Annotated in this window: 24 protein-coding genes and 2 pseudogenes; 3 read left to right on the forward strand and 23 right to left on the reverse strand. The window is 63.3% G+C overall.

What is annotated here, in order from left to right:
* Window positions 1-128 precede the first annotated feature (128 nt).
* Complete coding sequence (locus FJ974_RS15185; RefSeq protein WP_140539201.1) at window positions 129-1259, forward strand: hypothetical protein; 1131 nt, start codon at window positions 129-131, stop codon at window positions 1257-1259.
* A gap of 288 nt (window positions 1260-1547) precedes the next feature.
* Here FJ974_RS15185 and FJ974_RS15190 read toward each other — a convergent pair whose 3' ends face one another.
* On the reverse strand, window positions 1548-1829 hold the full coding sequence (locus FJ974_RS15190) for a transcriptional regulator (protein ID WP_181177343.1): 282 nt from the start codon (window positions 1827-1829) through the stop codon (window positions 1548-1550).
* Between the two features lie 142 nt (window positions 1830-1971).
* Here FJ974_RS15190 and FJ974_RS15195 point away from each other — a divergent pair, with 142 nt between their 5' ends.
* Together FJ974_RS15195 and FJ974_RS15200 are read left to right on the forward strand one after the other, a co-directional pair.
* Window positions 1972-2601 (forward strand): hypothetical protein, encoded by a 630-nt coding sequence (locus tag FJ974_RS15195; protein WP_226891272.1) that lies wholly within the window; start codon window positions 1972-1974, stop codon window positions 2599-2601.
* A gap of 592 nt (window positions 2602-3193) precedes the next feature.
* Window positions 3194-3712 (forward strand): helix-turn-helix domain-containing protein, encoded by a 519-nt coding sequence (locus tag FJ974_RS15200; protein ID WP_226891273.1) that lies wholly within the window; start codon window positions 3194-3196, stop codon window positions 3710-3712.
* A gap of 317 nt (window positions 3713-4029) precedes the next feature.
* Here the strand turns inward: FJ974_RS15200 and FJ974_RS15205 are convergent.
* The 22 genes and pseudogenes from FJ974_RS15205 to FJ974_RS15305 form a co-directional block, all read right to left on the reverse strand.
* A pseudogene (locus FJ974_RS15205) lies at window positions 4030-4188 on the reverse strand (helix-turn-helix transcriptional regulator); the annotation flags it as partial.
* 458 nt (window positions 4189-4646) lie between these two features.
* Window positions 4647-5081 (reverse strand): CopG family transcriptional regulator, encoded by a 435-nt coding sequence (locus tag FJ974_RS15210; protein WP_140539199.1) that lies wholly within the window; start codon window positions 5079-5081, stop codon window positions 4647-4649.
* A 7-nt stretch (window positions 5082-5088) separates the two neighbouring features.
* Window positions 5089-7074, reverse strand: a complete 1986-nt coding sequence (locus FJ974_RS15215; protein ID WP_140539198.1) for a conjugal transfer protein TraG — start codon at window positions 7072-7074, stop codon at window positions 5089-5091.
* A 24-nt stretch (window positions 7075-7098) separates the two neighbouring features.
* The gene (locus FJ974_RS15220) at window positions 7099-8838 is read right to left on the reverse strand and encodes a relaxase/mobilization nuclease domain-containing protein (RefSeq protein WP_140539197.1); all 1740 of its coding nucleotides are present in this window, start codon (window positions 8836-8838) and stop codon (window positions 7099-7101) included.
* 244 nt (window positions 8839-9082) lie between these two features.
* Window positions 9083-9856, reverse strand: coding sequence for a lytic transglycosylase domain-containing protein (locus tag FJ974_RS15225; protein WP_140539196.1), 774 nt, complete (start codon window positions 9854-9856; stop codon window positions 9083-9085).
* 3 nt (window positions 9857-9859) lie between these two features.
* A complete protein-coding gene (locus tag FJ974_RS15230; protein WP_140539210.1) occupies window positions 9860-10207 on the reverse strand; it encodes a DUF736 domain-containing protein in 348 nt (115 codons plus the stop codon).
* Window positions 10208-10275: 68 nt separating this feature from the next.
* Complete coding sequence (locus FJ974_RS15235; protein ID WP_226891274.1) at window positions 10276-10821, reverse strand: S26 family signal peptidase; 546 nt, start codon at window positions 10819-10821, stop codon at window positions 10276-10278.
* Complete coding sequence (locus tag FJ974_RS15240) at window positions 10818-11339, reverse strand: DUF2840 domain-containing protein (protein WP_140532750.1); 522 nt, start codon at window positions 11337-11339, stop codon at window positions 10818-10820. The genes FJ974_RS15235 and FJ974_RS15240 overlap by 4 nt, the downstream gene beginning before the upstream one ends.
* On the reverse strand, window positions 11336-11458 hold the full coding sequence (locus FJ974_RS30180) for a hypothetical protein (RefSeq protein WP_264296828.1): 123 nt from the start codon (window positions 11456-11458) through the stop codon (window positions 11336-11338). Before FJ974_RS30180 ends, FJ974_RS15240 begins: the two co-directional genes overlap by 4 nt.
* Window positions 11459-11655: 197 nt before the next feature.
* A complete protein-coding gene (locus FJ974_RS15245) occupies window positions 11656-12447 on the reverse strand; it encodes a replication initiator protein A (protein ID WP_413468309.1) in 792 nt (263 codons plus the stop codon).
* Between the two features lie 114 nt (window positions 12448-12561).
* Window positions 12562-12843 carry a helix-turn-helix transcriptional regulator gene (locus FJ974_RS15250; RefSeq protein ID WP_140532753.1) on the reverse strand — a complete coding sequence of 94 codons (282 nt, stop codon included), beginning with the start codon at window positions 12841-12843 and terminating at the stop codon, window positions 12562-12564.
* Between the two features lie 102 nt (window positions 12844-12945).
* Entirely contained in the window at window positions 12946-13419 is a 474-nt protein-coding gene (locus FJ974_RS15255) for a DUF2285 domain-containing protein (protein WP_140532754.1), read from the reverse strand.
* A complete protein-coding gene (locus FJ974_RS15260; RefSeq protein WP_226891275.1) occupies window positions 13382-13756 on the reverse strand; it encodes a transcriptional regulator domain-containing protein in 375 nt (124 codons plus the stop codon). Before FJ974_RS15260 ends, FJ974_RS15255 begins: the two co-directional genes overlap by 38 nt.
* Before the next feature lie 111 nt (window positions 13757-13867).
* Window positions 13868-14122, reverse strand: a complete 255-nt coding sequence (locus FJ974_RS15265; protein WP_140532755.1) for a DNA -binding domain-containing protein — start codon at window positions 14120-14122, stop codon at window positions 13868-13870.
* Window positions 14123-14237: 115 nt separating this feature from the next.
* Window positions 14238-14475, reverse strand: a pseudogene (locus FJ974_RS15270) (hypothetical protein); the annotation flags it as partial.
* A 185-nt stretch (window positions 14476-14660) separates the two neighbouring features.
* Complete coding sequence (locus tag FJ974_RS15275) at window positions 14661-14987, reverse strand: DUF736 domain-containing protein (protein ID WP_140532756.1); 327 nt, start codon at window positions 14985-14987, stop codon at window positions 14661-14663.
* Between the two features lie 616 nt (window positions 14988-15603).
* Complete coding sequence (locus FJ974_RS15280; protein ID WP_140532757.1) at window positions 15604-16044, reverse strand: hypothetical protein; 441 nt, start codon at window positions 16042-16044, stop codon at window positions 15604-15606.
* Window positions 16045-16186: 142 nt separating this feature from the next.
* Entirely contained in the window at window positions 16187-16354 is a 168-nt protein-coding gene (locus FJ974_RS15285; RefSeq protein WP_181177081.1) for a hypothetical protein, read from the reverse strand.
* A 233-nt stretch (window positions 16355-16587) separates the two neighbouring features.
* Window positions 16588-17010, reverse strand: a complete 423-nt coding sequence (locus FJ974_RS15290) for a hypothetical protein (RefSeq protein WP_140532758.1) — start codon at window positions 17008-17010, stop codon at window positions 16588-16590.
* A 66-nt stretch (window positions 17011-17076) separates the two neighbouring features.
* Window positions 17077-18003 (reverse strand): DUF2493 domain-containing protein, encoded by a 927-nt coding sequence (locus tag FJ974_RS15295; RefSeq protein ID WP_140532759.1) that lies wholly within the window; start codon window positions 18001-18003, stop codon window positions 17077-17079.
* Window positions 18004-18355: 352 nt separating this feature from the next.
* Window positions 18356-19390, reverse strand: a complete 1035-nt coding sequence (locus tag FJ974_RS15300; protein ID WP_140532760.1) for a toprim domain-containing protein — start codon at window positions 19388-19390, stop codon at window positions 18356-18358.
* Window positions 19390-23712, reverse strand: a complete 4323-nt coding sequence (locus tag FJ974_RS15305; RefSeq protein WP_140532761.1) for a strawberry notch family protein — start codon at window positions 23710-23712, stop codon at window positions 19390-19392. The genes FJ974_RS15300 and FJ974_RS15305 overlap by 1 nt, the downstream gene beginning before the upstream one ends.
* Between the last annotated feature and the right edge of the window lie 26 nt (window positions 23713-23738).

A 23738-nucleotide genomic window follows, 5' to 3' on the forward strand; every position in this document is an offset into this window, starting at 1 on the left:
ACTGGCGCGAAACTTTCACATGACTGCGGATCTTCGGACGAGCTCCTTGACGTTCAAGGATATCTTGTTCTGACTATTGATGGGCAACAGGCCCGCCTCCTCGTAGACAATTCTGGGTGCCTTCAAGAATGACCTTGTCGCCTTCCACCAAGTTCGCCGTCGCGGTGAAGCCCCTGCTTTGGAGCTTAAACGGCTATGACGGTCCAAGCAGCCCCCGGGTGGCCGGCGGCTTCGTGAGGAAACATGGGTTCGGCGGTGAGGAATGGAACGGGCGCAGTGACCGCACCTGGAAAGGGCAGCGCGTCTTCCATACCGAGACGAAGGAAAAGCTCGATCTCTACGCGAAACATGGACACCTCGGCCTTCTCATGATCGCCATGCATGACGACGTGCAGTACATCGTCGGTGTGGCGTGTGGCGTACGCATCAACGAGGAGGATGATCTCGCCTCGATTTTCAAACAGTTAGCGTTCAAAAACACGATCAATGAGCTATGGAATGCAAGCTCTGTTCGAGCGCGATATGCGTCGATCGCGGCATTGAAGAAGGACTTTCCAGCCGGATTCGACGCACCGAGGTGGCGTTGCCCGTCCGACTATTTTCATTGGTTCGAAGAACCGGTTCCTCTGCCAAAGGACCCCCTCGGCTTCGGGAAAGAGGTTCTCGCCAAGATGCACAACAACTACCAGGCCATCCGACCCGAACATGCCCTGAAGCTGCTGGACGGACACCTGCCGCCCGAGAGCCTGATGCGCCAGTGGTTCATAGAAGCGGAGTTCGACGAGGCCTTTCTGCCGCGCTCCGTAAGAAGCAAACCAGGTCAGACGTCTTCAGAGCGCGCCGACAACTTTGGCGCGCCAGCGGCCAAAGATCCCTACACGCGCTATATCCAAGAGAAGGAGATCAGGGTAACCCCCGAGCACCACTTGTTAGAGAAGGCGTTTCTCGTCTTCCTGAGAACCCTTGAAGCGACAGCCATTGCGCAGAACAAGAATGCGATCGACGTTCGTTTCGAGCTTAAGACTCGGGGTCATATCATCGCCGAACTCAAGCCAGCAGTGGCTGGGCAGACGAAGTACCCCATTCGATTCGCTGTGGGTCAAGTGCTCGAATATCGACACTTCCAAACCCCGAACGCACACCCACTCATCGTCCTAGGGACGAAGCCCAAACCCGAAGAGATCAAGTTCTGTCAGTCACTAGGAATTAGCGTGGCCTGGAAGACAACTACTTCGTTTGTTGTTCAATGGGCAGAATGACCAGGTTGGTTAAGAGACCGCAATGCTCTGACTGAGCTGGACTGCCTTAGTACCTACGCCCGCTTGAGGCTAAAAGCGGCCACCGCCAGTGGGTTGCGCTAATGAGTAGAATGGAGTCGCTGCAGAACGGTCGCTTTCCACCATTAGTTTCCATAAGCGGACTGACGGCTGTCGTCCTCGTTCCTGACGTTCGGGACTTGACTCCGAACGGTGCTTCTGGCGCGTATTTTTGAGATTCAGCTTGGGGCTGCTGGAGCCGCATCCCAGAGGCAACCGGGCATCCCTGCATCATTTGCCGCCGAGATGATTAACTAGCCGGACACCAAGCCCGCCACCATTCTCGGAAATGAATTCAATCCCTGCATCGACCAACGCTCTGATGATCTTCGCTCCTGTCTCAGGGCGACCGCCGAGCGGCCCATCCTCTGCCTCAAGCCGCGCAATCGTCGGCTCTGAAACCGCAGATCCTTCTGCGAGGTCTCCTTGAGACCACCCCAGCAGTGCCCGCGCAGCCTTTACTTGTCTGGTGGTCACGATCAAACGGCGATTTGATAGATTTTCTATTGACATTCACAAAGTCGCATTGATATTTTTCCTATCAATTTTTAGCATCCCGCCCAGAGGCTAGCTGGGCACCGTTTGCCGCATGGCTGATCAGGGTGCGAGAACACCTCGATCAGCTGCCAAAACCAAGTTGCGAGGATCTTGGATCATGGATTCCGACAATAGCACGACTCTGCCTCTGGTCACCCGGAGGAGGGTACTCACAGGAACCGCAATTGCAATCGTGGGATTGCAGACACGCGCGTCTGCTAGAACTGATTTGGGAGGGGACCAGACTGCCGACCCTGCGGTGGCGGTGTGGCGCGAATGGCAGGCGGCCTATCACCAGACTGAACTGCTGTGCCGTCGGCAGCAGCGTCTCGAGCGGCAACTCGTGGAAACGGTCGGATTTCCTTCGGTCACTATCCATGTTCGCGACTGCGAGAACGTGACGCTGCATTCACTGGAGGCTCTTCGCGAAGTTCTCGGTCAAGAAGACGTTAGAACGCGCAAGCAGGCCGAGGCTGATTTTGCTGAATGTCAGGCGCGGTGGGATGCCGCCGACAACGAAATTGGCTTTTCTGCGGCACTCCGAGCTGAGCGCGTAGCTGCGGACCGAGCGGAAAACCTGCTGAAGGTGCTCTCTGAGACCCACGCCACTTCCCTTGCGGGTCTGGAGGCGAAGCTTGATGCCGTACTCAGGGTAGGGGGGTCTTCGGATGATGATTCCGAGTTTCCCTGGCCACATATCCGGTCAGCGTTAGAGGACATTGGCCGATTAGTCGGCAAGCAGAGGTGAGGTAACCACCAAAGCGCCGCTGATCGAAAACATCGTGGGGCATTGGCTCTGCATGCGGATTGTGAAGCATGCGGACAGAATAGAAGGGTTTGCCGCGAAGCTCGTACGCTATCGGAAGTGCTCGGCTCAGGGCAGCGGGCTCAATCCACGTCCGCGACTTCCTCCTGTCGGGTAAGCGAGGAGGAAGGTCCATCACTTGGTGGGCGCACTTTTCGTTGTATCCCACCCCAACCCGCCATCGCATGCCATCTGCTTGGTGGTCTTAGCGCTGTTTTTGCTAGGTTATCTTCGCGCCAACCTTTGATTTTCCATCATAGGTGGGCTGGTCAAATTCCGGAATTTCGGCTAGCTCTGGACGTGAGGCAGTACGCGCTGCCTTGGGGCGTGCAAACCCCTGCGAACGACTGATGCTGGTTGAATCGGCATCAAACTCTCTGACCTTTCGGGTCGGGGAGCCTGTGACGTATGTCCAGGTTCTCCGGAACTAAAGGCCACAGGGCCGTTTCGCACGGTTTGCAACTCCCCGATCATTTGGAGGTTTGATGAGTTTCGCGGGGGCGTACCGCGGCAACTCTCTTTTCGGGGAGTGACGATGCAACATCGCAGGGCCCTGGCGAATCCGAACCGCCCTCGCTTCGAGACATCGGCGAAGGGAGAGAGCGACCCTCATCCGGCCGATCAGCATGTCGGCAGGCAGCTCGCAACGGTTCGCGTCCAGTCGGATGTATCGCAGGCGCAACTCGCCCGATCTATTGGGATCAGCTTCCAGCAGCTCCAGAAATACGAGAACGGGAGGAACCGTGTAAGCGCATCCATGCTCTATGAGATCGCCAGGTCCCTGGGGGTTCCTGTCAGCCGCTTCTTCGAAGGCCTACCGGGAAACGAGGCCAACCGTGATGTTTCGCCTCTGCCGGCCGATGAACGCATCGACTTCATCGCCAGCGCGGAAGGCAGGCGCCTGATCCAGGGATTGATGAACCTTCACCCGCGGGTGCGCGGTCGCGTGTCGGCCCTGATCGCCGCGTTGGGAGAAGAACTGGCTGTCCTTGACGCCCAACCGAATAGTCAAGCTGCCGGTGAACCAACACCCGCCGACAGAAGTCGGTTTTGATGAGCGGACATAGCTATTGCGACCTCCGCCGGGCAGAGACTTGATCCATCGAGTGTGCGGTCCCGTCCTCGATACCGGCAATAGGGAGGCGGGCAGGCCGCTCCTCGATGTCGTTGGCCGTCGTCATGCATCTCCCGCATGTCAGGTATTGAGTATCGCACAGGCGCGAAGCCCTGCGGAAAAGAAGCACACCCGCAAGAGTTTGCGCGTCAGGCCAACGAAACCGCAATGCCCAATTGTGATCATCACGGCTGGTCACTGGCGGATTCAGTGAGTCGCCTTGACGCACGGCACGGCACTCTATTCTTCTCGTCCTACGCCTCTAGGTCGTCGATTGGGTACAGAACGGCCTTGCCGATTTTTATGAACGAGGGGCCGATCTTCATCGCTCGCCAGTTTCTAAGTGTCCCAACCGACACGCCGCCACGGTAACGCTCTGCCACTTCTTCGGCAGTAAGGAATTTGCTCTCGGCCATGTTTCCTCCTTCTAGGAGCGGGACCAACGCCGCGTTATCATTCTTGAGCCAAGCGCAAGAGCCCATGTTAAATTCTGTCGTCACTCAGCATGAGCGCTACTCGCGGCGACGTTCGGTCACCCTGCACGAAGTGATGCAATGTTGGCGCGCGGGGTGGGAAGCACAATGTGGGAGGCGTAGGGAAACTCGCCTACTCTCGGATAGAAATCGGCTGGGTGGAATGACGTTCGCGGCAGTCGGGAATTACCTCAAAGGAAGGGCCGGCGTTTTCACTAGGAAGACGCTTCACATCCGCAGAAATGCGCGATCCGATCGACGTCGCTGTCGTAACCTGTAGCGGTCTGTCGCTGCCTTGCCGGCACAAACGGTGGAAATGCGAGAGCAACGCAGTGCCTATGAGGGTCCTACTCAGTCAGCCGGAGAATCCTGGCCGGTATGTTGGGAAAGTCCCGGCCGACTTATCCATCCCTTGGCGTCAAGCCGATATCTTCAGAAATCTCCTGACGGAGCTTGGGCCCCTTCGCCAACCTGCGGCCGAGCGCGGTGACAAATTGGTCGTACCGTTCGCCCGCCTTGGCACGCGCAGCCTGCGCCGCGGGTTCTGGGAGAGCTGGCGTCGTCGTCAGCCAGAAGCGAATGAACACCGCCAGCGTCTCGATCGCGATGCCGACATCGCGCTCCATCCTCGTCATGCGGCGATCAAGCAGGTCGATCCGCTTCGTGATGGCAGCTTCCTGTCGCTCGGCCGCGTCAGGCGACAGGAAAGATTCGATCGCCGCTTCAGCAACGAGTGAACGGGAATGATCTCGCCGCGCTGCATGTTCGGCGAGCCGGTTCATCACGACCGGATCGAGATAGACCGAGAGGCGCTGTTTGCGGGTTGTCTTCGTCATAGCAATCTCACAGCTCCATGCCGTCGCCAGGATCGAGCGACACTTGACGCGCGACGCCCTGCATGACGCGGATCATGCGGTTATTACGCACAGCCTCATCGTCGGCTTCGTCGGACGGACCGATCTCGAACTCATTCTCGATCGGCGCTTTCTTCTCGACCGGCTGGACTCGGTTCAACTCCGGCTGATGCCGGTGCTCGGATTCCGTCGGGTCGCCATCCCCCGCCTGTGAGGGGGTGGAAGTTTCCCCGGTCGCCGGCCGAGGCGGCAAGGGGAACGCGGTCCACTCGTCAGCGCCTCCCTGTTTCGGCGCGATCAGCGCAGGCGGGGGCAGGATGCGCTCTTGGAAGCGGGCATCCTCATAGTAACGCGCCTTCTTCGCGCGGATCGGTGGCGTGCCCGCGACCATTACGATCTCATCGGCCGGCGGGAGTTGCATGATCTCGCCTGGGGTGAGCAGCGGTCGCGCCGTTTCGGACCGCGAGACCATCAGATGGCCAAGCCAGGGCGAAAGCCGATGGCCGGCATAGTTCTTCATCGCCTTCATCTCGGTCGCGGTGCCGAGCGCATCCGAGACGCGCTTGGCGGTGCGTTCATCGTTGGTCGCGAAGCTCACCCTGACGTGGCAGTTGTCGAGGATCGAGTTGTTCGCGCCGTAAGCCTTCTCGATCTGATTGAGGGATTGCGCGATCAGGAAGCTCTTGAGGCCGTAGCCCGCCATGAAGGCCAGCGCCGACTCGAAGAAGTCCAGCCGCCCCAGCGCCGGAAACTCGTCGAGCATGAGCAGCAGCCGGTGGCGTCCGGCCTTCGCCCGCAGATCCTCGGTCAGACGACGGCCAACCTGATTGAGGATCAGTCGGATCAGCGGCTTGGTACGATTGATGTCGGAGGGCGGCACGACGAGGTAGAGCGTCGTCGGATGTTTGCTGCCGACGATATCGGTGATCCGCCAATCGCAGCGACGCGTCACCTCGGCCACGACGGGATCGCGATAAAGGCCAAGGAACGACATGGCGGTGGAGAGCACGCCGGAGCGCTCGTTGTCGGATTTGTTGAGCAGTTCGCGCGCGGCGCTGGCGATGACGGGATGCGGCCCGGCCTCGCCAAGATGCGCCGTTTTCATCATCGCGGCCAAGGTCGACTCGATCGGACGTTTCGGGTCTGAGAGGAATCCCGCGACGCCAGCGAGCGTCTTGTCCTCTTCGGCATAGAGGACATGGAGGATCGCGCCGACCAAAAGCGCGTGGCTGGTCTTTTCCCAGTGGTTCCGCTTCTCCAGCGAGCCTTCGGGATCGACCAGGATGTCGGCGATATTCTGCACGTCGCGAACTTCCCACTCGCCGCGGCGCACCTCGAGCAGAGGATTGTAGGCCGACGACTTCGCGTTGGTCGGATCGAACAGCAGCACGCGGCCATGCTTCGCGCGGAAGCCGGCGGTGAGTTGCCAATTCTCTCCCTTGATATCGTGGACGATCGCGGAGCCCGGCCAGGTGAGCAGCGAGGGGACCACGAGGCCGACACCCTTGCCCGAGCGGGTCGGGGCGAAGCACAGCACATGCTCCGGCCCGTCGTGGCGGAGATAGGCGCGGTCGTAGCGGCCGAGCACGACGCCATCGGGACCAAGAAGACCCGCGCGCTTCACTTCCTCTGTCCCGGCCCAGCGCGCCGAGCCGTAGGTCTCGACATTCTTGGCTTCACGCGCCCGCCATACCGACATGCCGATGGCGACCGCGATCGAGATGAACCCACCGGATGCCGCGATGAAGGCGCCCTCGACAAAGATCGCGGGCGCATAGGCGTCGAAGCCGTACCACCACCAGAAGAAAGAGGGTGGCAGGTAGAAGGGAAAGCCGAGTAACGTGAACCAAGGCGCGCCAAGCCTGGGCTGGAATGCGAGGCGCCAGGCCACCCATTCCGTTGCCGTCCAGGTCGTGACGAGGACGATGGCGAAGACGGTGAGGATCTGGCCCCAGAGGATTTTCGTGCCCGACATGACGGCGGTCCTTTCGGATAGAAGTTAGAGGCCGAGCCCGCGCTTGCGGCCGAAGCTCCAGTCGACGCCGCCGTCGTCGCGGGCGGCGCCGGAGACGTGCTTCCCGAGTTGTTTTTCGAGGGAGGGCGACCAGGGCACGAGCTGGAAGCCCAGGCCATCGTCCAGCATGGCGAAGCGGCCCGAGGCGAGTGTGAGACGCTCTCTGTAAGTGCCGGCGACATACTCGCCGCCGCCGGGGCGAGTGAACGGCCGGCCGGTCTCGGCGGCGAGCTTCTCGCCGACCGCTTCCAGTTCCCGACGACGCAGCGTGTCGATCAGCCCGCGGTTGAAGGTGACGCGGTGACCGTGCCGTTCGCCCCGGCCCTGTCCGACCAGATGATCGGCGCGCCGATCCATCGCTTCCCGGACCGCCGCGCCAAAGCCGCCCTCGGACAATGCGGCCGGTTCGCGGGCGATGTTTTGACGATCGAGCCAGGTCGCGCCCGTTGCCGTGATCTGCCGATCGATATCGAGATCGGAGCGCACAGCGATCGCGACACGCCGCTGCCCCTGCGCGTCATCGAACTTGCGCAACTCGACGATCGAGCCCGGCGCGCTGTCGCCAGCCGCATCGAGGTCGAATAACTTGATGTGGTGGGTGCGTCCGTCGACGCCATCGACCACGGCGTAGGCCGTGCCTTTCAACTCGTCGTCCAGGCCGCGATCGACCAGCCGGCCGATGATCGGCGTATCGAGGCTCTCGGCCGCAAGCACGTAGCTCGCCGAGCCGCGCTCGATGCCGCGCTCGGTCAACGCGCGGTGCATCCGTTTGATGATGTCGCCGCGCTCGCCGAGTTCCCGCAGCGCCGCCTCGGCCTTCTCGTCGATGATCCATTGGCCGGGGCCGACCTGATCGGCGAGACCGAACGTTTCCAGCTTGCGAAGGCGTCCGACCTTCAGCGCGTGGTATTCGTCGGGCTGTTGGTCGCGAGACGGTGCGAGGTCAATGACGCCGGTCTGGCGGCCGTCGCGGACAAGCTGCCTGTCGAGCTGCGTCCAGCGCTCTGCGTCAACCTGGCGCTCCAGACTGCGGCGGATGTCGAGATCGGTGCGCGGACCGAGTTCCTGCGTGATGAGGTCGCGCGCCCGATCGCGCATGCCTTCCTTGATGTAGTCGCGGGAAATCACAAGATCCTGGCCGTCGTCCCGCACACCACGGACGATCAGATGGACGTGGGGATGTTCGGTATTCCAATGATCGACGGCCACCCAGTCGAGCCGGGTGCCCAGGTCCTTCTCCATCTGGCCGACGAGATCACGCATGAAGGATCTGAGGTCTGCCATTTCCAGCGCGTCGTCAGGTGAGACGATGAAGCGGAAATGGTGCCGGTCATCTTCGCAGCGCGCCGCGAAGGCGCCGGCATCCGCGGCCTGGGGCTCTGGACCAAACAGGCGCGCCTTCTCCCCGTCGCGGGTCACGCCCTCGCGACGGAGATAATTGAGATGGGTCGCCAGCGGCGCGGATCGTGAACCATGGCGCACAACGCGCGCCTTGATCACGGCGCCGCGCGAACGCGACATTATGATCCGGTTCGCCTGGATGCTGGCACGCTGGCCCCTGCCGAAGCGGGAGCGATTGCCTGGAACGATGCGGCCGGAGCGTGAGACACCGGCACCGGCCTTTTTCGCAGCGGCCAATGCCTGGTCGATGAAGGGCCGCGCGCTCTGGGAGCCGGAGGAACGGATGCGGCCTGGCCGGATCCGAAAATCGTCCTCACCGGTCATGGCCGATGCTCCGCACATCGCGCCAAGTACCGGAAACTTAAGAGAAATGGGTCTCGCTGCGAGGTGCGCGGAATTCCCGCACCTCGCGAAATCGCCTCATAACCTATTGAAATACCACAACCGACCGAAGCCGCGCCTCGCGGCCTTTTATCCTGCCATCGTTCGGTTGTGGTGCCTGCCTCTACCCTCGGCGCACGCCATAATACGCCAGAGACCACTATCGTGCGATCGGGAACCGGGACGCTCATCGTGCTGTCCCTTCACCGGCACGGGCGACGAACAGACCGCCGGACTGCGGCACGATGGCGGAAACATCGCGCACGGCCGGCGTCATCGTTGCAGCGTCGGACGCGCGCTCCACCGGAACGGGATCTACGGCCGGTCTGCGATCCGGCTGCGCGATGAACAGGGGCGCGTGTGTCCAGGCGAGCGGATCGGCCGTGACGATCATCATCGGGCTGGCCGTATCGCCGCCATCCGCTGACGGCGCAACGATGGCAACATAGGCGCGCGTTTCCGCAGGCAATGCGCGACCTCTCAGCGAGTCCCGATAACGTCCGGGTCCCGCGTTGTAGGCGGCGATCCAACCGGGCGACCCGTAGCGATCGAACAGTTCGCGGATATACCCCGCGCCGGCGATGATGTTGTCGTGCGGATCATACGGATCGGCGCCGAGATGGTGGCGGAGGCGCAAGCCCGCCCAGGTCTCCGGCATGATCTGCATTAGGCCCATCGCGCCCTTGCGCGAAATCGCGTGCGGATCGCCCGCGCTTTCGGCGCGCATCACGGCCCTGATCCATGCAACCGGAACACCGAAGCGCCGCGATGCCTCCGCGATGTGATCTGCATAGGGCGCGCGTAGCGACGGCCGCACGATCGGCGCGTCCTGCGCCATCGTGATCGCCGGCGCGACGCTCTCAATGGAAAGGCCGGAAAGGAGAAGGAGAGCCATGCGCCGGGCGGCGCGGAGCGGCCCCGACGCACTCGAATGGCTCGTCGATTGGCGGCGAGCAGGCATCGATCAATCCTTCTCGCCGCGATCGCGCGGGCGCGACCAGTGCAGCGACCAGGCGTTGCCGGCATCGTCGTCGCGGAACAGGTTGGCGCGAATCGGATGCGGGAACGCCGGATCGTCGATCTGCAGCGCGACGTATTCGCCGGCCTTCTCGCCGGTGCGTTTCCAGCCGGCGCCGATCTCCGGGCCTGTTTCGTTGCTCATGCCGTCGAAGAGGTGAACGCGATAATCTGGTGCGTTCTCCGCGTCGGACGGTTCTGCCAGGACGATGATGATGTCCTGATGCAGTAAGAGCGTTGCGAGGTTTCCGATGAAGCTGGCCTCCTCGCGCCTGAACTCACCAATTTGCGGCATGACTGTCTCCTTGGCGGTGAGATGGGGGAAGCCATCGGCGAGCACCGCTCCCGCCGATGGCGAAGCGGTCAGCGTGGCGGCGCACGCCATTCGAAGCGGCCGGTTCCGTCTTCGTCGGTCCACAGCGGGACGGCGCGGCCGATGATCTGGTCGGTCGAGATCAGGCCGAAGTAGCGGCCGTCGAGACTGTCGCGAACCTGCCAGTTCATGAGGAAGACTTCGCCGGTCTGGACACGGCGGCAGCCTTGCCAGACGGGGAGATCGCGACCGGCGCGATCGCGTTCCAGCGCCGCGCCGACCTCGACGCCATCGACCTTGATGGTGAGGTTCGAGCGGCAAACGGTCTGCCCCGAGACGGCGAGGATGCGCTTCATCAGCGGCACGCCCTTGGGCAGGTAGCCGCGCTCGGCGAGGAAGGTCGACAGCGGTTCCGGCGCATCGACGGCAACGAGATCGGTCACTTCGAACGGCCCGTCGAAATCGATCGAGTAGAAGCCGATCGGTGCGCTGGCCGATGCATTCCACACCAGCTTGACCGGCATCGGCGTGAGGCCGGGATAGCCGACGCCGAGCACAGCGAGCGTTGTCCCAAGGAGCAAACCGACGCGGCTCACGGCTCCGCCCTCCGGCGCAGCAGAGACGCGCGATGATGATCGAGCGTGTAGGCGCGCGGCTCGTGCCCTGCGGTCAATCGGTTGTGGACGTGCCGCCAGTGTTCAGGCGAGACCGCTTCAGGATCGATGTCGAGACGCTCGATGGCGTCGATCGCCTGCAGCACGCGCTCAACCTTCGGCCATCCCTCAATCTTGAGCAGGATATCGCCGCCTGGCCGCACGAAAGGCAGCGTCTGATAGGCCTCGCCGCGTGCCACGGCGCGCACGATGTCGATGCGCGAGATGATCGTGCCGAAGTCGTTCGACGCCCAGCGCACGAAGGCGAAGACGGCGTCAGGGCGGAACGACAGGACGCGCCGACGACGATCGAGGATCTGTTCGTGCGCGTGCGCGCCGAAGCGAATCCAGTTCTCGATTTTCTTCTCGACCCAGGTGAGCTCGACATGGGTGAGATTGTCGATGGGAAGCGCGGCCGGCGACGGGCCGCCGCGCACGCGGGGAGCCGCGGTGCCGGTCATGATGGATCTCCTGATGTTGCGGGGTATTCGCGCGCGAACAATTCGCGCAGCATGTCGGCGATGGTGATGCCGCGCTGGAATGCAGCAATCTTGATGCGGCCGCGCTGTTCGACCGTCACGTCGACGGTGAGACTATCAACAGCGCTGCAAAAACGCGGATGCGTTAGAAAGATTCCGTAGGAATCCAGGTTAGAGAAGTTACGGCCGCCGCAAGGCTTTGAATGGAGAAGATGAATCGTCGATTCCGGTCCCCGATAGCACGAGGATCGGGTCCCCGATGGCACGATACGGGTGGTCCCCGATAGCACGAGACAATTCACAGCTTATCCCCAAAGCGCGTTGATGATCTCCGTCTCGGGCGCGGCGGGGTGAGAAAGGTCGGAACGGTGGCGACGAAGGAGAGGACGTCGGGTCCGCCGGGCTGGTGTTCGATGGTCAGCCGGTAGCCGGGAAGCGGTTGGCGCTTAACGATCTCCCGCAGGTCGTAGGCGAAGTGCTTGAGCGGCGAGAGGCTGCCGGACTTCTGGTGCAGATGGCCGAAGTCGAAGCTCCAGCCGAAGGACTGGCGGCCGCCGTGCTTGCGCACGATGCGGTAGAGCCAGCGTTCGAGACCGCCCGTCAGATCGAAATACGCCCGGTCGATCGTGAGCACGAGTGCATCGTCGAGCACGGCGCGGTAGAACCAGTCCGGCAGGATCAGCTCGACGCCGACGGGGCGGCCAGCGCGATCGGTACGCTCGTGCCATTCGTTGATCCAGGAGAAGCGGTGACGGCGGCCTTCCGCCGGCTGGCGGATCGATGTCGCGACGGTGGTGGATTGGAGCCGGTCGAGCGCCGCCTTGAGGCGCAGGTAGTCGCGTATAGACACGCCGCGGCCGACGTAGGTGAGAATCTCGTAAGGTGTCGTCGCCATCAGGCGCGAGGTGCGCAAGCCCGCGTCGCGGGCATTGACGATCTGGCTCGCGGCCCAGATCAGGATGTCGGCATCCCAGATCGTCGCCATGCCATGATCCGGCACGGCTTCGACGCGGATGGTGACGTCGCCGGCCTTGAAATCGATCGGGGCGACGCGTTTGGACTTTGCGAGTGAGAAGAACGGATAGGCCATGAGATCCTGCGCGTCGCGAGGCGCGAACTCGCCGGGAAGCGCATGAAATAAATCGAGTTGCGCGCGTTCCGAGGGTGGGTAGGAGCGTGCCGACAAGAGGGAGCCGCTGCGCGATCAGCGCGCGTAGCGGCCGCCATGAGCGGGCGGTTGAGGCGTGTGACGCTTGGCTGGAAGGACGGTGCCCCGCGGATCGGAGGTCGAGGTGACAGCGCCACGCTCGGCCCAGGCTTCGAGGTCGTCGATCGCATAAACGACGCGGCCGCCGAGCTTGCGATAGGCAGGGCCTGTCCCATAGGTCCGGTGCTTTTCGAGTGTGCGGGCGGACAGGCTGAGGAACCCCGCGGCTTCCTTGGTGCGAAGAAAGCGCGGTGGGAGAACGGCGAGATCGGGTCGCATGGGGGCCTCCGTGGGTTCGTTGAGGCTGCTGGTGTTCAGCGGCTAACGAAGGTCACGATGGCGAAGCAGGACCGGCGAGTTGCAGGGCGAATTTAGGGGAGGCTAAATTCGCCCACCATGAACGGCATCCTGATGCGCTAAGCTTGCCCGGCGATGACGAAGAAGCTTGCGATAGCCGCCTGCGATCATGGCACGCGCGTCCCTGAGCAGGGATTTGATGGCGTGGCGGGCAGAGGATGCCTGCCAGTCGTCGCGCTCAAGAGGACCCATGCGGAAGATGACCTGCGCGATTTCCTGCTGTGTGGCGCCATCGCGATAGCCATCGACGCATTGCAGCATCCGTCGCAGTCGCGCGCGCTGTTGTTTGGTCAGCCGCGTTTCGGGAGGAACGGCTCTATTGTGGAGCGCGGCGAGCAGGCGTTGGATGGACTCAACCCGGTCGAACCCCTCGATACCGAGAGGCACGAACGCGCCGAGCGCTACGCGGCCTGGCTCGACATCGTGATGCGTGATCTGCAGGCGTTGCCCGTTGCCGAGATCATAGAGGAGGGAGGTTTCGCCCTCGTCGCTGGTCATGAGAGTGACGCCGATTTTCGGATACTGCGCAGTGCTTGCGGACAGGACCGCAGGCGCCTCTGTGAGAACGATGGCGCCGGTGTCGTCCTGCGGGAGCCAGATCACGCGAGCTTCGGGCGGGGCATCCAGCGGGTCCACCGGGAAATCGCAACCTCCACCGCTGCCGAATCGCGTCGGTCAACGGACGGGTATCCCCCTTCATCTCTTTCAACTCTTCGAAGTCCTTGTCGTAGGAGTCGTTACGGCGGAGCCATTCCCAGGCGAGGTCGGTTGCGGCCATGTCCTCGACATGATCGTAGCCGTTGGGCGAACGCCAGCCGGACGCGTCAGGTCTCATCGCGATGCTCTCCTCGTCTTGAACTTGTGAGAGAATCAAGATTCCCGGATGGGTTGTCGTGTGGAAGCTAGGAAGTCGGCAAAGGGTGATGCCAAAAAAGCATCGCGGCGATCACTGCTTCGTGCGCAACAGTTCACGATAGCCGTGCTCCGTCATCCAACGTGCACGCGCGAGATGCGAGTCATGAATTTTGAGACAGCGCTGCGGCTCTTGTAGGGGGTCAAGGCCGAAAAGAATCTGGACAACCTCGCGCCAATCAGCGCCATCGCGAGCCGAGTCGAGCAGGCGCAGGTAGAGCACCATATGCTCGCGATCATAAGCCGTGAGCGTTTCCCTTATCGGTGGTTCTTCCAGAAATGACGTCATGACATGTCTCATAGGCCGACCATCACTCGACCGGCATTCGTTGGCACTCCTGCCAAGCACTTCTGTGACAAGGGACGACAGTCGGTGCGCTATCGGAACGACGCGAGCGGATGGGCTTAGCCTGGTCCCGGCCATCCAACAGCAGCACTCCTTCACCCTTGTCGGTTGAGAGCAGGACGACACCGGCTGCCTCGAACGCTCTACGAACTTGATCGCATCGTCACCGTCACCTCCGATCCGTTCTCGGATTCGAGGCGTTTGAGCGCGGTCAGCAATGTGCCGGGCTCAGCGAGCGTCTCCTGCGTCCATCCAAGCAACGCGCACGCGGCCCGTGATTGCCGGACGGCGATCATGCATCATCACCTCCCCACCGACGCGAATGTACCTGCCAGAACTACGACTATATTAGTCGTTCTCGCGGGCCGCGCGCGAGGAAAATCGATATCTTTTCCTCTGGATTGCGCCGAATAGGCCGAACAGATTCGGTCGCTTGCATAGCGAAGGCCCCGGCCAATCTGACCGGGGCCTTGTTCGGGGCTCAGTCGCCCCGGCGACCGTTGGGCCGGGACCAGATCAGAGAGAAGGTGTCGGCATCCTCGTCATCGAAGAGGTTGGCGTAGATCGGGGCGTTGAAGCTTGGATCGTCGAGCTTGAGGCCCAGGTAGTCGCGGCCTTCGCCGGAGCGCTTCGACCAGGCGGCGCCAATCTCGGCGCGGCCGACCAGAACGCGGTGGCTGGGGGCGTTCTCGCCGGTTGCGCGCAGGTCGGGGACGATGCGCACCCCCTTGGCCTGGACGCTGAGGGTGACGATGTCGCCGGTGAACTCGTTCGTGCCGGTTTTCTTGAAGGTGCCGATGGTGGCCATGGTAAGTCTCCGTTTTTCCGTTCTCGAGCCCGCACCATGCGGCCTCGATGGCGATCGGTTGGACGGAGGCGACCGACGACGCATCGCTCGCGACCGAAGCAAAGCGGAGGATGGCGCGGATGAGACTTTCTTGGTTCGCGAGGAATGACGGCAAAACCGGGGTCCCCGCGCGACTTGTCGCGCGGGGTGGTTTCGGCAGGGGAAGAAAGTCGGGACGCGCCGTTGCGGCATAGGCGGTCGAGGCGTCAGCCGCCCTTCGGCTAGATCAGCCCATTAAAGAGGCCGTTTGGAGCGCTCGCCGGACGAATTTGAAACGAAGAGGCTGGCCACCGACGCGCCTCACAAGACCGACATGCACTCGACCGGCGCTCCACCCTCTCTTCTCGGGCCACGCCTGCGCATGACCATCATCGGCTTGGCAACGGCAGAAATGTCGCTCCGCCATTCATCGTTCAGTGCCGCAGCCACGACATCGCCGCCCGAGCTGAAGGCCCGACAGGTCGCCTGCGTGGGTTCGTTGCGATGATGCGAAGCACAAGGCCAGAGCCCCGACGTCGGATGCCGTGGTCTGCGAGAGCAACGTCGCGCTGGTTCCGTACCAGTTCGTCGGCCCCGCCTAAGCCCGGACTATGCCACGTCCGGTTTGGTCGGCGGCCGTCATGCCTGCCACGCGGACAAATGCCGTGACGCCCACGGCCACCGCGCCGACGACAGAAAAGACAATCTGCCATGTCGCCGATGGCATGGCGTGTTTCACTATGCCATGGGTTGCATGGTAGCCGGCGATAGCAGCGGGCGCGACGAACACCAGCGCGATCGCCAGTCTCGCCCACAGCGGGCGAACGACGTTGAGCAGAAGCTGACCAAGGCCGAGTGTCAGTCCAGCGGCGAGAGCGCCGACAACGATTGCGCCGAGCCAGCCAGCGCCTACGTTGAATGCCCACATACCTGTGCTGACGCCCGAAAAGAATGGAAGCGCGAAGATGGCGAGCGTGAAGAGTAGCCAGCAGAAAAAGCCGATGGCGATGATGCTGAGAAGTATGCCGAGAACGATCATGGCGGTGTCTCCGAGAGAAATGCTCTGACGGTTGCGCCTTCCACCACCACCGCGGCGCGAAGCAGAGCATAGCAAAAGTTGAATCGTGGCGGGAGCGAAAACCGACAAGGTTTCCGCGTCGCCCGACAGGATCTTCGCCCCGTCATGGGGCGAAGGGATCGATTTCGCCGACGATCTCGGCGGCGTCGCCGTCGTATTCGTTGGCGGGTATGACCGAGAGCGTGCCGTCGCCCGCGCGAAAGATGACGATGGCGACCATCAGGGTGGCGGCGAGGCTGAAGGCGAAGGCATGTGCGTCGGAAAGGGACATCGATCCGGCTCCTGTTTGAAGCGGAGGACCATCCCCCGCTGACAGGCGCCCGATGTGTTCGGCCGAGGGCCGCAATCACCGCGCAGGCGAAGCCGCAGCGGCGGCACGCTTTGCGTAGTCCGACCCCTTGCGGGTTGATGGCGTCAGGCCATCGGCTGGACCAAGGATCAGCGACGAGAAGTGGGGGTGGTGTTCAGCTTAAGAGGCAGCCGGGCTGTCGATACGGCAAACTGCTATGCCACGAGCTTCGCAAGCGCGGTGACAACTTCGCCGACGTCGGCTGCAAATCCCCCCGGCCATCGTCGTGCTACATCACGCTGGAAGCCGCCGCGCTGAAAATGAGGGTGAAGGAGGGAGATTACGCACTGCAGGTCTGGCGGGAGAGTTAGACCGGCCTTGGCGGCGTAGCGCGCTGCCTTGTCGAGATCATGCCGTATGTGCGTCCGATTCCAATTATCATCGGTGACGGTGCGAAGCAGGTAAGACTTGAGCAGCGATTCAATGGCGATGGCAGACTGATGCAAGGCGACATTGTCGGCGCCATTTTCAACCGCCCAATTTGCGCCCTCCATGCTGCCGGTGGCAGTTCGAAGAAAAGTCTCGGAAAGCGCGACGTCGAGAACGACAGTGTCAGGGAACGAAGCAAGCCGCAACATGATGCGAAGATATGCTTCACGTCGTGGACCGTCAAAATATCGCCAGGCGATGAGATGGGGCGGCGCTTACGCGCCGCCGCTTCCGAAGCGATAGACCGGAATGCCGAGCTTGCGGGCCTTGTCGGCAAGATTGTCCTGAATGCCGGTGCCCGGGAAGACGATGACCCCGATCGGCATGATCGCCAGCATCTGGTCATTGCGCTTGAAGGGTGCCGCCTTGGCATGTTTCGTCCAGTCGGGCTTGAAGGCGACCTGCGGCACCTTGCGGTGATCAGCCCAGCGGGCTGCGATCTTTTCGGCGCCTTTCGGCGATCCGCCGTGCATGAGCACCATGTCGGGGTGCTTGATATGGATTTGATCGAGCTTCACCCAGATGAGCTTGTGATCGGTGGTGTCACCGCCCGAGAAGGCGATCTTCGGCCCGGCGGGCAACATGACCTCGGTCTCTGCGCGCCGTTTTGCGGCGAGAAAGTCGCGGCTGTCGATCATCGCGGAGGTGAGGTTGCGATGGTTGACCATCGACCCGGTACGCGGGCGCCAGCTTGATCCGGTCTGCCGTTCGAAGTGATCGGCGGCCTGGTCGCGCATCAGCTCGAACGCGTTGCGGCGTTCGATCAAGGTCTGCCCTTCGGCGGTCAAGCGCTCCAGTTCGACCGATTTCACCTCGCTGCCGTCCTGTTCGCGTTGGCTGCGGCGCTGTCCTTGCTCGTTGTCGTCCAGCTCGCGCTCGATGCGGTCGGTGGCGCGGTGAAAGAGATTGACGGTCGACCAAAGCAGGTCGTCGAGGTCGGGTTCGAGCCGTGTGTCCTGCATGGTCGAGATCAGGGCGTCGAAGATATCGGCGATGGCGCCGGCCACGCGGTCGCCCTCAGGGAGTGGGCGGGGGTCGGGTTCATCCTCGAAGGGACGAAAGCCGTAAAGTTGAAGTTCCTGCAGGAGGTGGTCGGTCGGGGATGTGTTGTGGTGTGGCTCGAAGTCGTCGTGCTCGCTCATGGGATGCTCCATCGGTTGGACCGCGACCGTCGCGGCCTTCATGGCGACGAAGCCCATGGGCGGATCGGCCTTGCACCCGGAGCGCAGCGCCGGGCCGGAGCGTCAGCGGAGGATGGCAGAGGCCGGCTATTTTGGTTCGCGATGGAAAGGCGCGGCACCGGGGTCCCCACGCGGCCTGCCGCGTGGGGTGGAGATGCGCCGCCGGAAAATAGCCGGCCGCCGCCATTGCCGGGCCGGCCCGGCTATGGGCCGATCGCCCTCTCGAAGGCCGAGGCGCGGTTCTCTCCGACGGTCAGATGCATCCGCACGGGCACGATGACGATGCACCGCACCACGCCGTCCTCGTCCAGGGCTATGCCGCCAGCGCCATGAAACGGGCGACGTCCTGGGGTGCGAGTTGGCTCCTCACGTTCGCCGTCAGCGCATTGAGCCCGCGGGTTCGCAGATCCTCGTTGAAATCCCCGAGCATCGGCGAGAGCACGGTCGCGTCGATCCCGACCGCGTTCGCCCGTTCGATCAGGCTATCCCGCGCGCCGTCCCCGGCCGGATCATTGTCGCGGACGATATAGAGCCTGCGCAGCGCGCCCGGGAACAGAATGGCAGCGAGATGTGCGGCTGAGAGTGCTGCCGCCATGGCCATGTCGGGCAGACTCTGCTTGAGCGAGAGCACCGTTTCGATGCCTTCGCCCGCCGCCATGACCTCGCCGGCGTTCCCGAAGCGAACCGCGTTTCCGAGGAGATCGCCCATCGCCTTGCGTTGCGTAGCAATCGGCGCCTTGTCGGAGCCGTCCGGTGCGAGCCAGGTGCGATGCGCGCCGGTGATCCTGCCGCCGAGGTCGGTGACACCAGCGATCATGGCTGGCCAGGTCTCGGTCGGAGAGTGCTCGTCAGGCCGATAGTAGCAGCGCGGATGAAAGTGGAGATGTCCGGTTCCGCGCAAATCCGTAATGCCGCGTTCCCGCAGATACGTTTGTACGATCGTGCCTAAAATCGGCTGCGACACGGCGACGAGGCGCCGTGCTGCTTCGGGTGAGCCCTGTGGTGCGGGACTGCGCTGTTCGTCCACGCGCGGCTCTGGCTCAGGTGGCGTGCTGAGAAAGAGGCGTGCCTCGTCGGCGACGTCCTTGAAGCCGATGAGGCCGCAGCTCTCCCGGATGATGTCGAGAAGATCGCCGTGCTCACCGGTGGCGGCGTCGGTCCATTTGCCCGCCGGGCCTTTTGGTGAATCCTTCAGCCGCACGAACATCGAGCGGCCGGGCGTATTGCGAGCATCGCCAACCTGCCAATAGTTGCCCTGGCGATGACCGGCGCCGAGGTAGCGCCGGCAGACCGCCTCGGCCTGCCGGCCGAGACGTGTTGCGAGATCCGAAGCGTCGTGACCTGCCATTACGCCGCCTCCCGCTCAGAGATGCGCACGATCGGATAGGTATCGAGCAGCTTTCCGATGATCGCCGGCCCAGACGCATCGACCGGTACGAAGAAGCGCAGCTTCCATGAGATGATCTCCGTGAAGAGACCATAGGCGCACAGGCGGTCGCGCGTCGCTTCGGTGAAACCGGAGAGTTCGATCCGGTTCGCGCCCATGACGCGGACACGGCGGAGCTGGAGCCCATCGGCGAGATCCAGAATGGTGCGTCCCTCGATCAATGCCGCATACGCATCGTCGGCCCCGAGGCTGGTCGTGCCGGTGGAGGCGGCGTTCGCGGCCCAGGCCGGAGACACGCGTCGGCCGATGATGCGTTCGCCGCCATCGGTCTGGAGGCGGTAGACGCGGGTCGACTCGTTCGGCAGGCGCTTCCAGACCGGCAGGAGAAGGCCGGCGACGATGTGGATAGTGCTGTCGGTGAAGGTCGGAACCTCATCGAGTTCACGGGACCACGCCGCATTGAACGCGTCGGGGTGAGCTTCCTGCCAATGGCTTTCCGCTATCATCTTCAACGAGGCATGATGATGCTCCATCGGCCGGATCAGCCGGACGCGGCGCTCGATCTCGCCGTCGTCAAGCATCAGCGATGGTGCTGGAACCTGCACGGCGGCGCGGCCCGAGCGCTCGTTCACGAGCAGCTTGCCGTGGCCGTCGTCCAGCGACCGCAACGCGGTGTCCAGCGACATCGGACGATTGCGCTCGCGCTGGGAGATGGTGAGAAGGCGCGTCTCGGCGCCTGTCGCCGGATGGGTGTAGATCGTCCTGCGATCCGTGACCGTGAAGCTCTCGGCCGTCAGCGTTTCCAGACCGATATCATAGATGCCGCTGGCGATCGCTCCCGCCACTTTGGCGTCGAGCAATTGCTCGAAGGCGGTGAAGAGGACGCCCTGAAGCTCGATGGTGAGCGCCAGCAGCCGATTGAGGAAGGTGGTGATCGGCGGCAGCTCGTCCTTGATGCCATTGTCATCCATCAGCTTCAGGCCGGTGGCGGACTCGAAACGGTCAAGCGAGCACCCCTCGATCTTGCCGCGCACGAGCAGGAGATAGAGCTGGCGCAAGGCATCGCGGGCGTAGGCCGACTCCAGATTATCCTCCGGCCGGAACAGGCCCTGGCCGCCGGTCTGACGCTGCCCGCGTGTGATCGCGCCGAGCGTGTCGAGCCGCCGGGCGATTGTGGAGAGGAAACGCTTCTCCGCCTTCACGTCGGTGGCAATCGGCCGGAAGAGCGGCGGCTGCGCCTGGTTGGTGCGATTGGTGCGGCCGAGCCCCTGAATGGCCGCATCGGCCTTCCAGCCCGGTTCAAGCAGATAGTGGACGCGCAGGCGCTGGTTCTTCGCTGACAGCTCGGCATGGTAGCTCCGGCCGGTGCCGCCAGCGTCCGAGAAGACGAGGATGCGCTTCTGGTCATCCATGAAGGCGGATGTCTCGGCCAGATTGGCGGATGGCGCGCGGTTCTCCACCGCCAGGCGATCGCCCATGGTGTCGGCACACGACTTGCGGACGATGCGCCGCGAGCGGCCGGTCACTTCCGCTACCGTATCGGTGCCAAAGCGCTGGACGATCTGGTCGAGTGCGCCGGGGACGGGCGGCAGCGAGGCCAGACGCTCGATCAGTTCGTCACGACGCGCGACGGCTTCGCGGCTCTCGACCGGTTGCCCATCCCGATAGACTAGCCGTGACGACAGATTGCCCTCGCTGTCGGTGAAAGGCTCGTAGAGCTGCACCGGGAAGGAATGGGCGAGATAGTCGAGGACATATTCGCGCGGCGTGATGTCGACACGAACGTCATTCCACTCCTCGGTCGGGATTTCCGCCAGGCGTCGCTCCATCAGGGCCTCGCCCGTCGAGACGATCTGGATGACGGCGGCATGGCCGCTTTCCAGATCGTGCTCGATGGAGCGGATCAGGGTCGGCGTCTTCATGCTGGTGAGGAGGTGGCCGAAGAAGCGCTGCTTGGCGCTCTCGAAGGCCGAACGCGCAGCGGACTTCGCCTGCCGGTTCAAGGTGCCGCTGTGGCCGGTGATGTTGGCGGCCTGCATGGCGGCATCAAGATGATTGTGGATGATCGCGAACGCCCCGGCATAGGCGTCGTAGATGCGGCGCTGCTCATCGGTGAGCCGGTGTTCGACCAGTTCGTATTCCACGCCGTCGTAGGAGAGCGACCGCGCCATGTAGAGGCCGAGTGATCGGAGGTCGCGGGCCAGTACCTCCATGGCCGCAACGCCGCCATCCTCGATCGCCTCGACGAATTCCGCGCGCGTGGCGAAGGGGAAATCCTCACAGCCCCACAGGCCGAGCCGCTGGGCATAGGCGAGATTGTGAACCGTGGTGGCGCCGGTGGCGGAGACATAGACGACGCGGGCATTCGGCAGGGCGTGCTGAAGGCGAAGCCCGGCGCGCCCCTGCTGTGAGGCGGCGACATCACCGCGTTCTCCCTTGCCGCCTGCTGCGTTCTGCATCGCGTGGCTCTCGTCGAAAATGATCACTCCGTCGAAATCGGAGCCCAACCATTCGACGATCTGGCGGACGCGCGAAACCTTCTCGCCACGGTCGTCGGAGCGTAGCGTGGCATAGGTCGTAAATAGGACGCCTTCCGACAGGGAGATGGTCTTGCCCTGCGGGAAGCGCGACAGCGGTGTTACCAGGAGGCGCTCCATGCCGAGCGCGGACCAGTCGCGCTGCGCATCCTCGATCAGCTTGTCGGACTTGGAGATCCAGACCGCTTTGCGGCGGCCGCGCAACCAGTTGTCCAGGATGATGCCGGCCGACTGACGGCCCTTGCCGGCGCCGGTGCCGTCGCCGAGCATGAAGCCACGCCGGAACCGGACGGCGCCACCGGCGTCGGCAGGAGCGGCTTTGACCAGATCGAAGGTCTCGTCGACCGACCACGATCCGGCGAGATAATCGCTGTGGGCCTCGCCGGCGTAGATCACCGTCTCGATCTGCGCGTCCGACAACAGGTACAGAATGTTCTTCGGCAGCATCGGGCGATAGCTCGGCTTCGGCGGCGCAACGCTCGCCATGGCGGCCGACTGCACCAGCTGGGTCGGGTGAGCCTGAGAGCCGGGAATGCGGATCGACTGCAATCCGTATTCTTCGTAGATCGCATCGGTGAGACGGATGCTTTCGGGCGATGTCCAGTCCACGGTCTCGTAGGCGAGTTCTACGCCTTCGGGATCGACTTCTACGGCATCGACGGGCCGTGCCGCTGCCGAGCGCGACAGATATCCGCGCACGGTCTTCGGCGCCGGCGTCTGGAGCCTCGACGTGACTACGGGCTGCGTGACGGGCAGGCGCGGCGGGACCATCGCCTCGATCCAGCCGAGCAGCGTCGCGACGTCGGGGGCCATCCCTGGCGAGGGGGGAAAATCGGTGGGATTGGCGGCCGGACGCTTGTCGATGACCGTCAGCCGCGTCGGGAATGTCGTGCCATGCTTGGCATAGACCGAGCCGGCGATGGTGGCGGAGAAGACGATTATGCCGCGTTCCTGCAGGCGAATGAACGCTTCGCACCAGTCCGGCAGGTCCGGCCCGACATTGGCGCCGGTGATCGCGACCAGCCGTCCGCCCGGCGCCAGACGATTCAATGCCGAGGCGAGATGGCGCATGCCGGCGTCTGTGACGCGGCCCGCGATGTTCGCCATTGCCGAGAATGGCGGGTTCATCAACACGACGGACGGCACAGCGCTGATGTCGAGATGATCGTCGATCTGCGCCGCGTCGAAGCGGGTGACGGGCAGGGTGGGGAGGAGGGACGACAGCAGGTCGGCACGGGTGTCGGCCAGTTCGTTGAGGATCAGAGAGCTGCCGACCGTCGCCGCGAGAATGGCCAGAAGGCCGGTGCCGGCAGACGGCTCCAACACGCGGTCGCTCGCCGTGATGGCCGCCGCCGCCAGTGCCGCGAGCCCCAAGGGAAGCGGGGTCGAGAATTGTTGCAGCGCCTGCGACTCCTCCGACCGGCGAGTATGGGTCGGCAGCAGCGCGACGAGCTTCGCAAGCACAGCCAGCCGTGCGGCCGGAGACGCGGCCTTACGGAAAAGCGCCTTTCCATATTTACGCAAGAAGAGGACCGTTGCGACCTCGCAGGCCTCGTAGGCGGCCTTCCAATCCCAGACGCCGGCGCTATCGGAGGCACCGAAGGCGGTCTCCATCGCGGCGCGCAGAGTGGACAGATCGATACGCTCGCCACGTTCGAGATGACCGAGCAGGCCGTCAGCGGCGCAGAGAATGGCGGGCGCGACGGTGACGGGCGCGGCCGGGGCGGGGGGCAACAGGATGGTCATCGGGAGATCCTCGGGAGAGCGGGAAC

The organism is Mesorhizobium sp. B1-1-8 (assembly GCF_006442795.2).
Classification (GTDB): Bacteria; Pseudomonadota; Alphaproteobacteria; order Rhizobiales; family Rhizobiaceae; genus Mesorhizobium.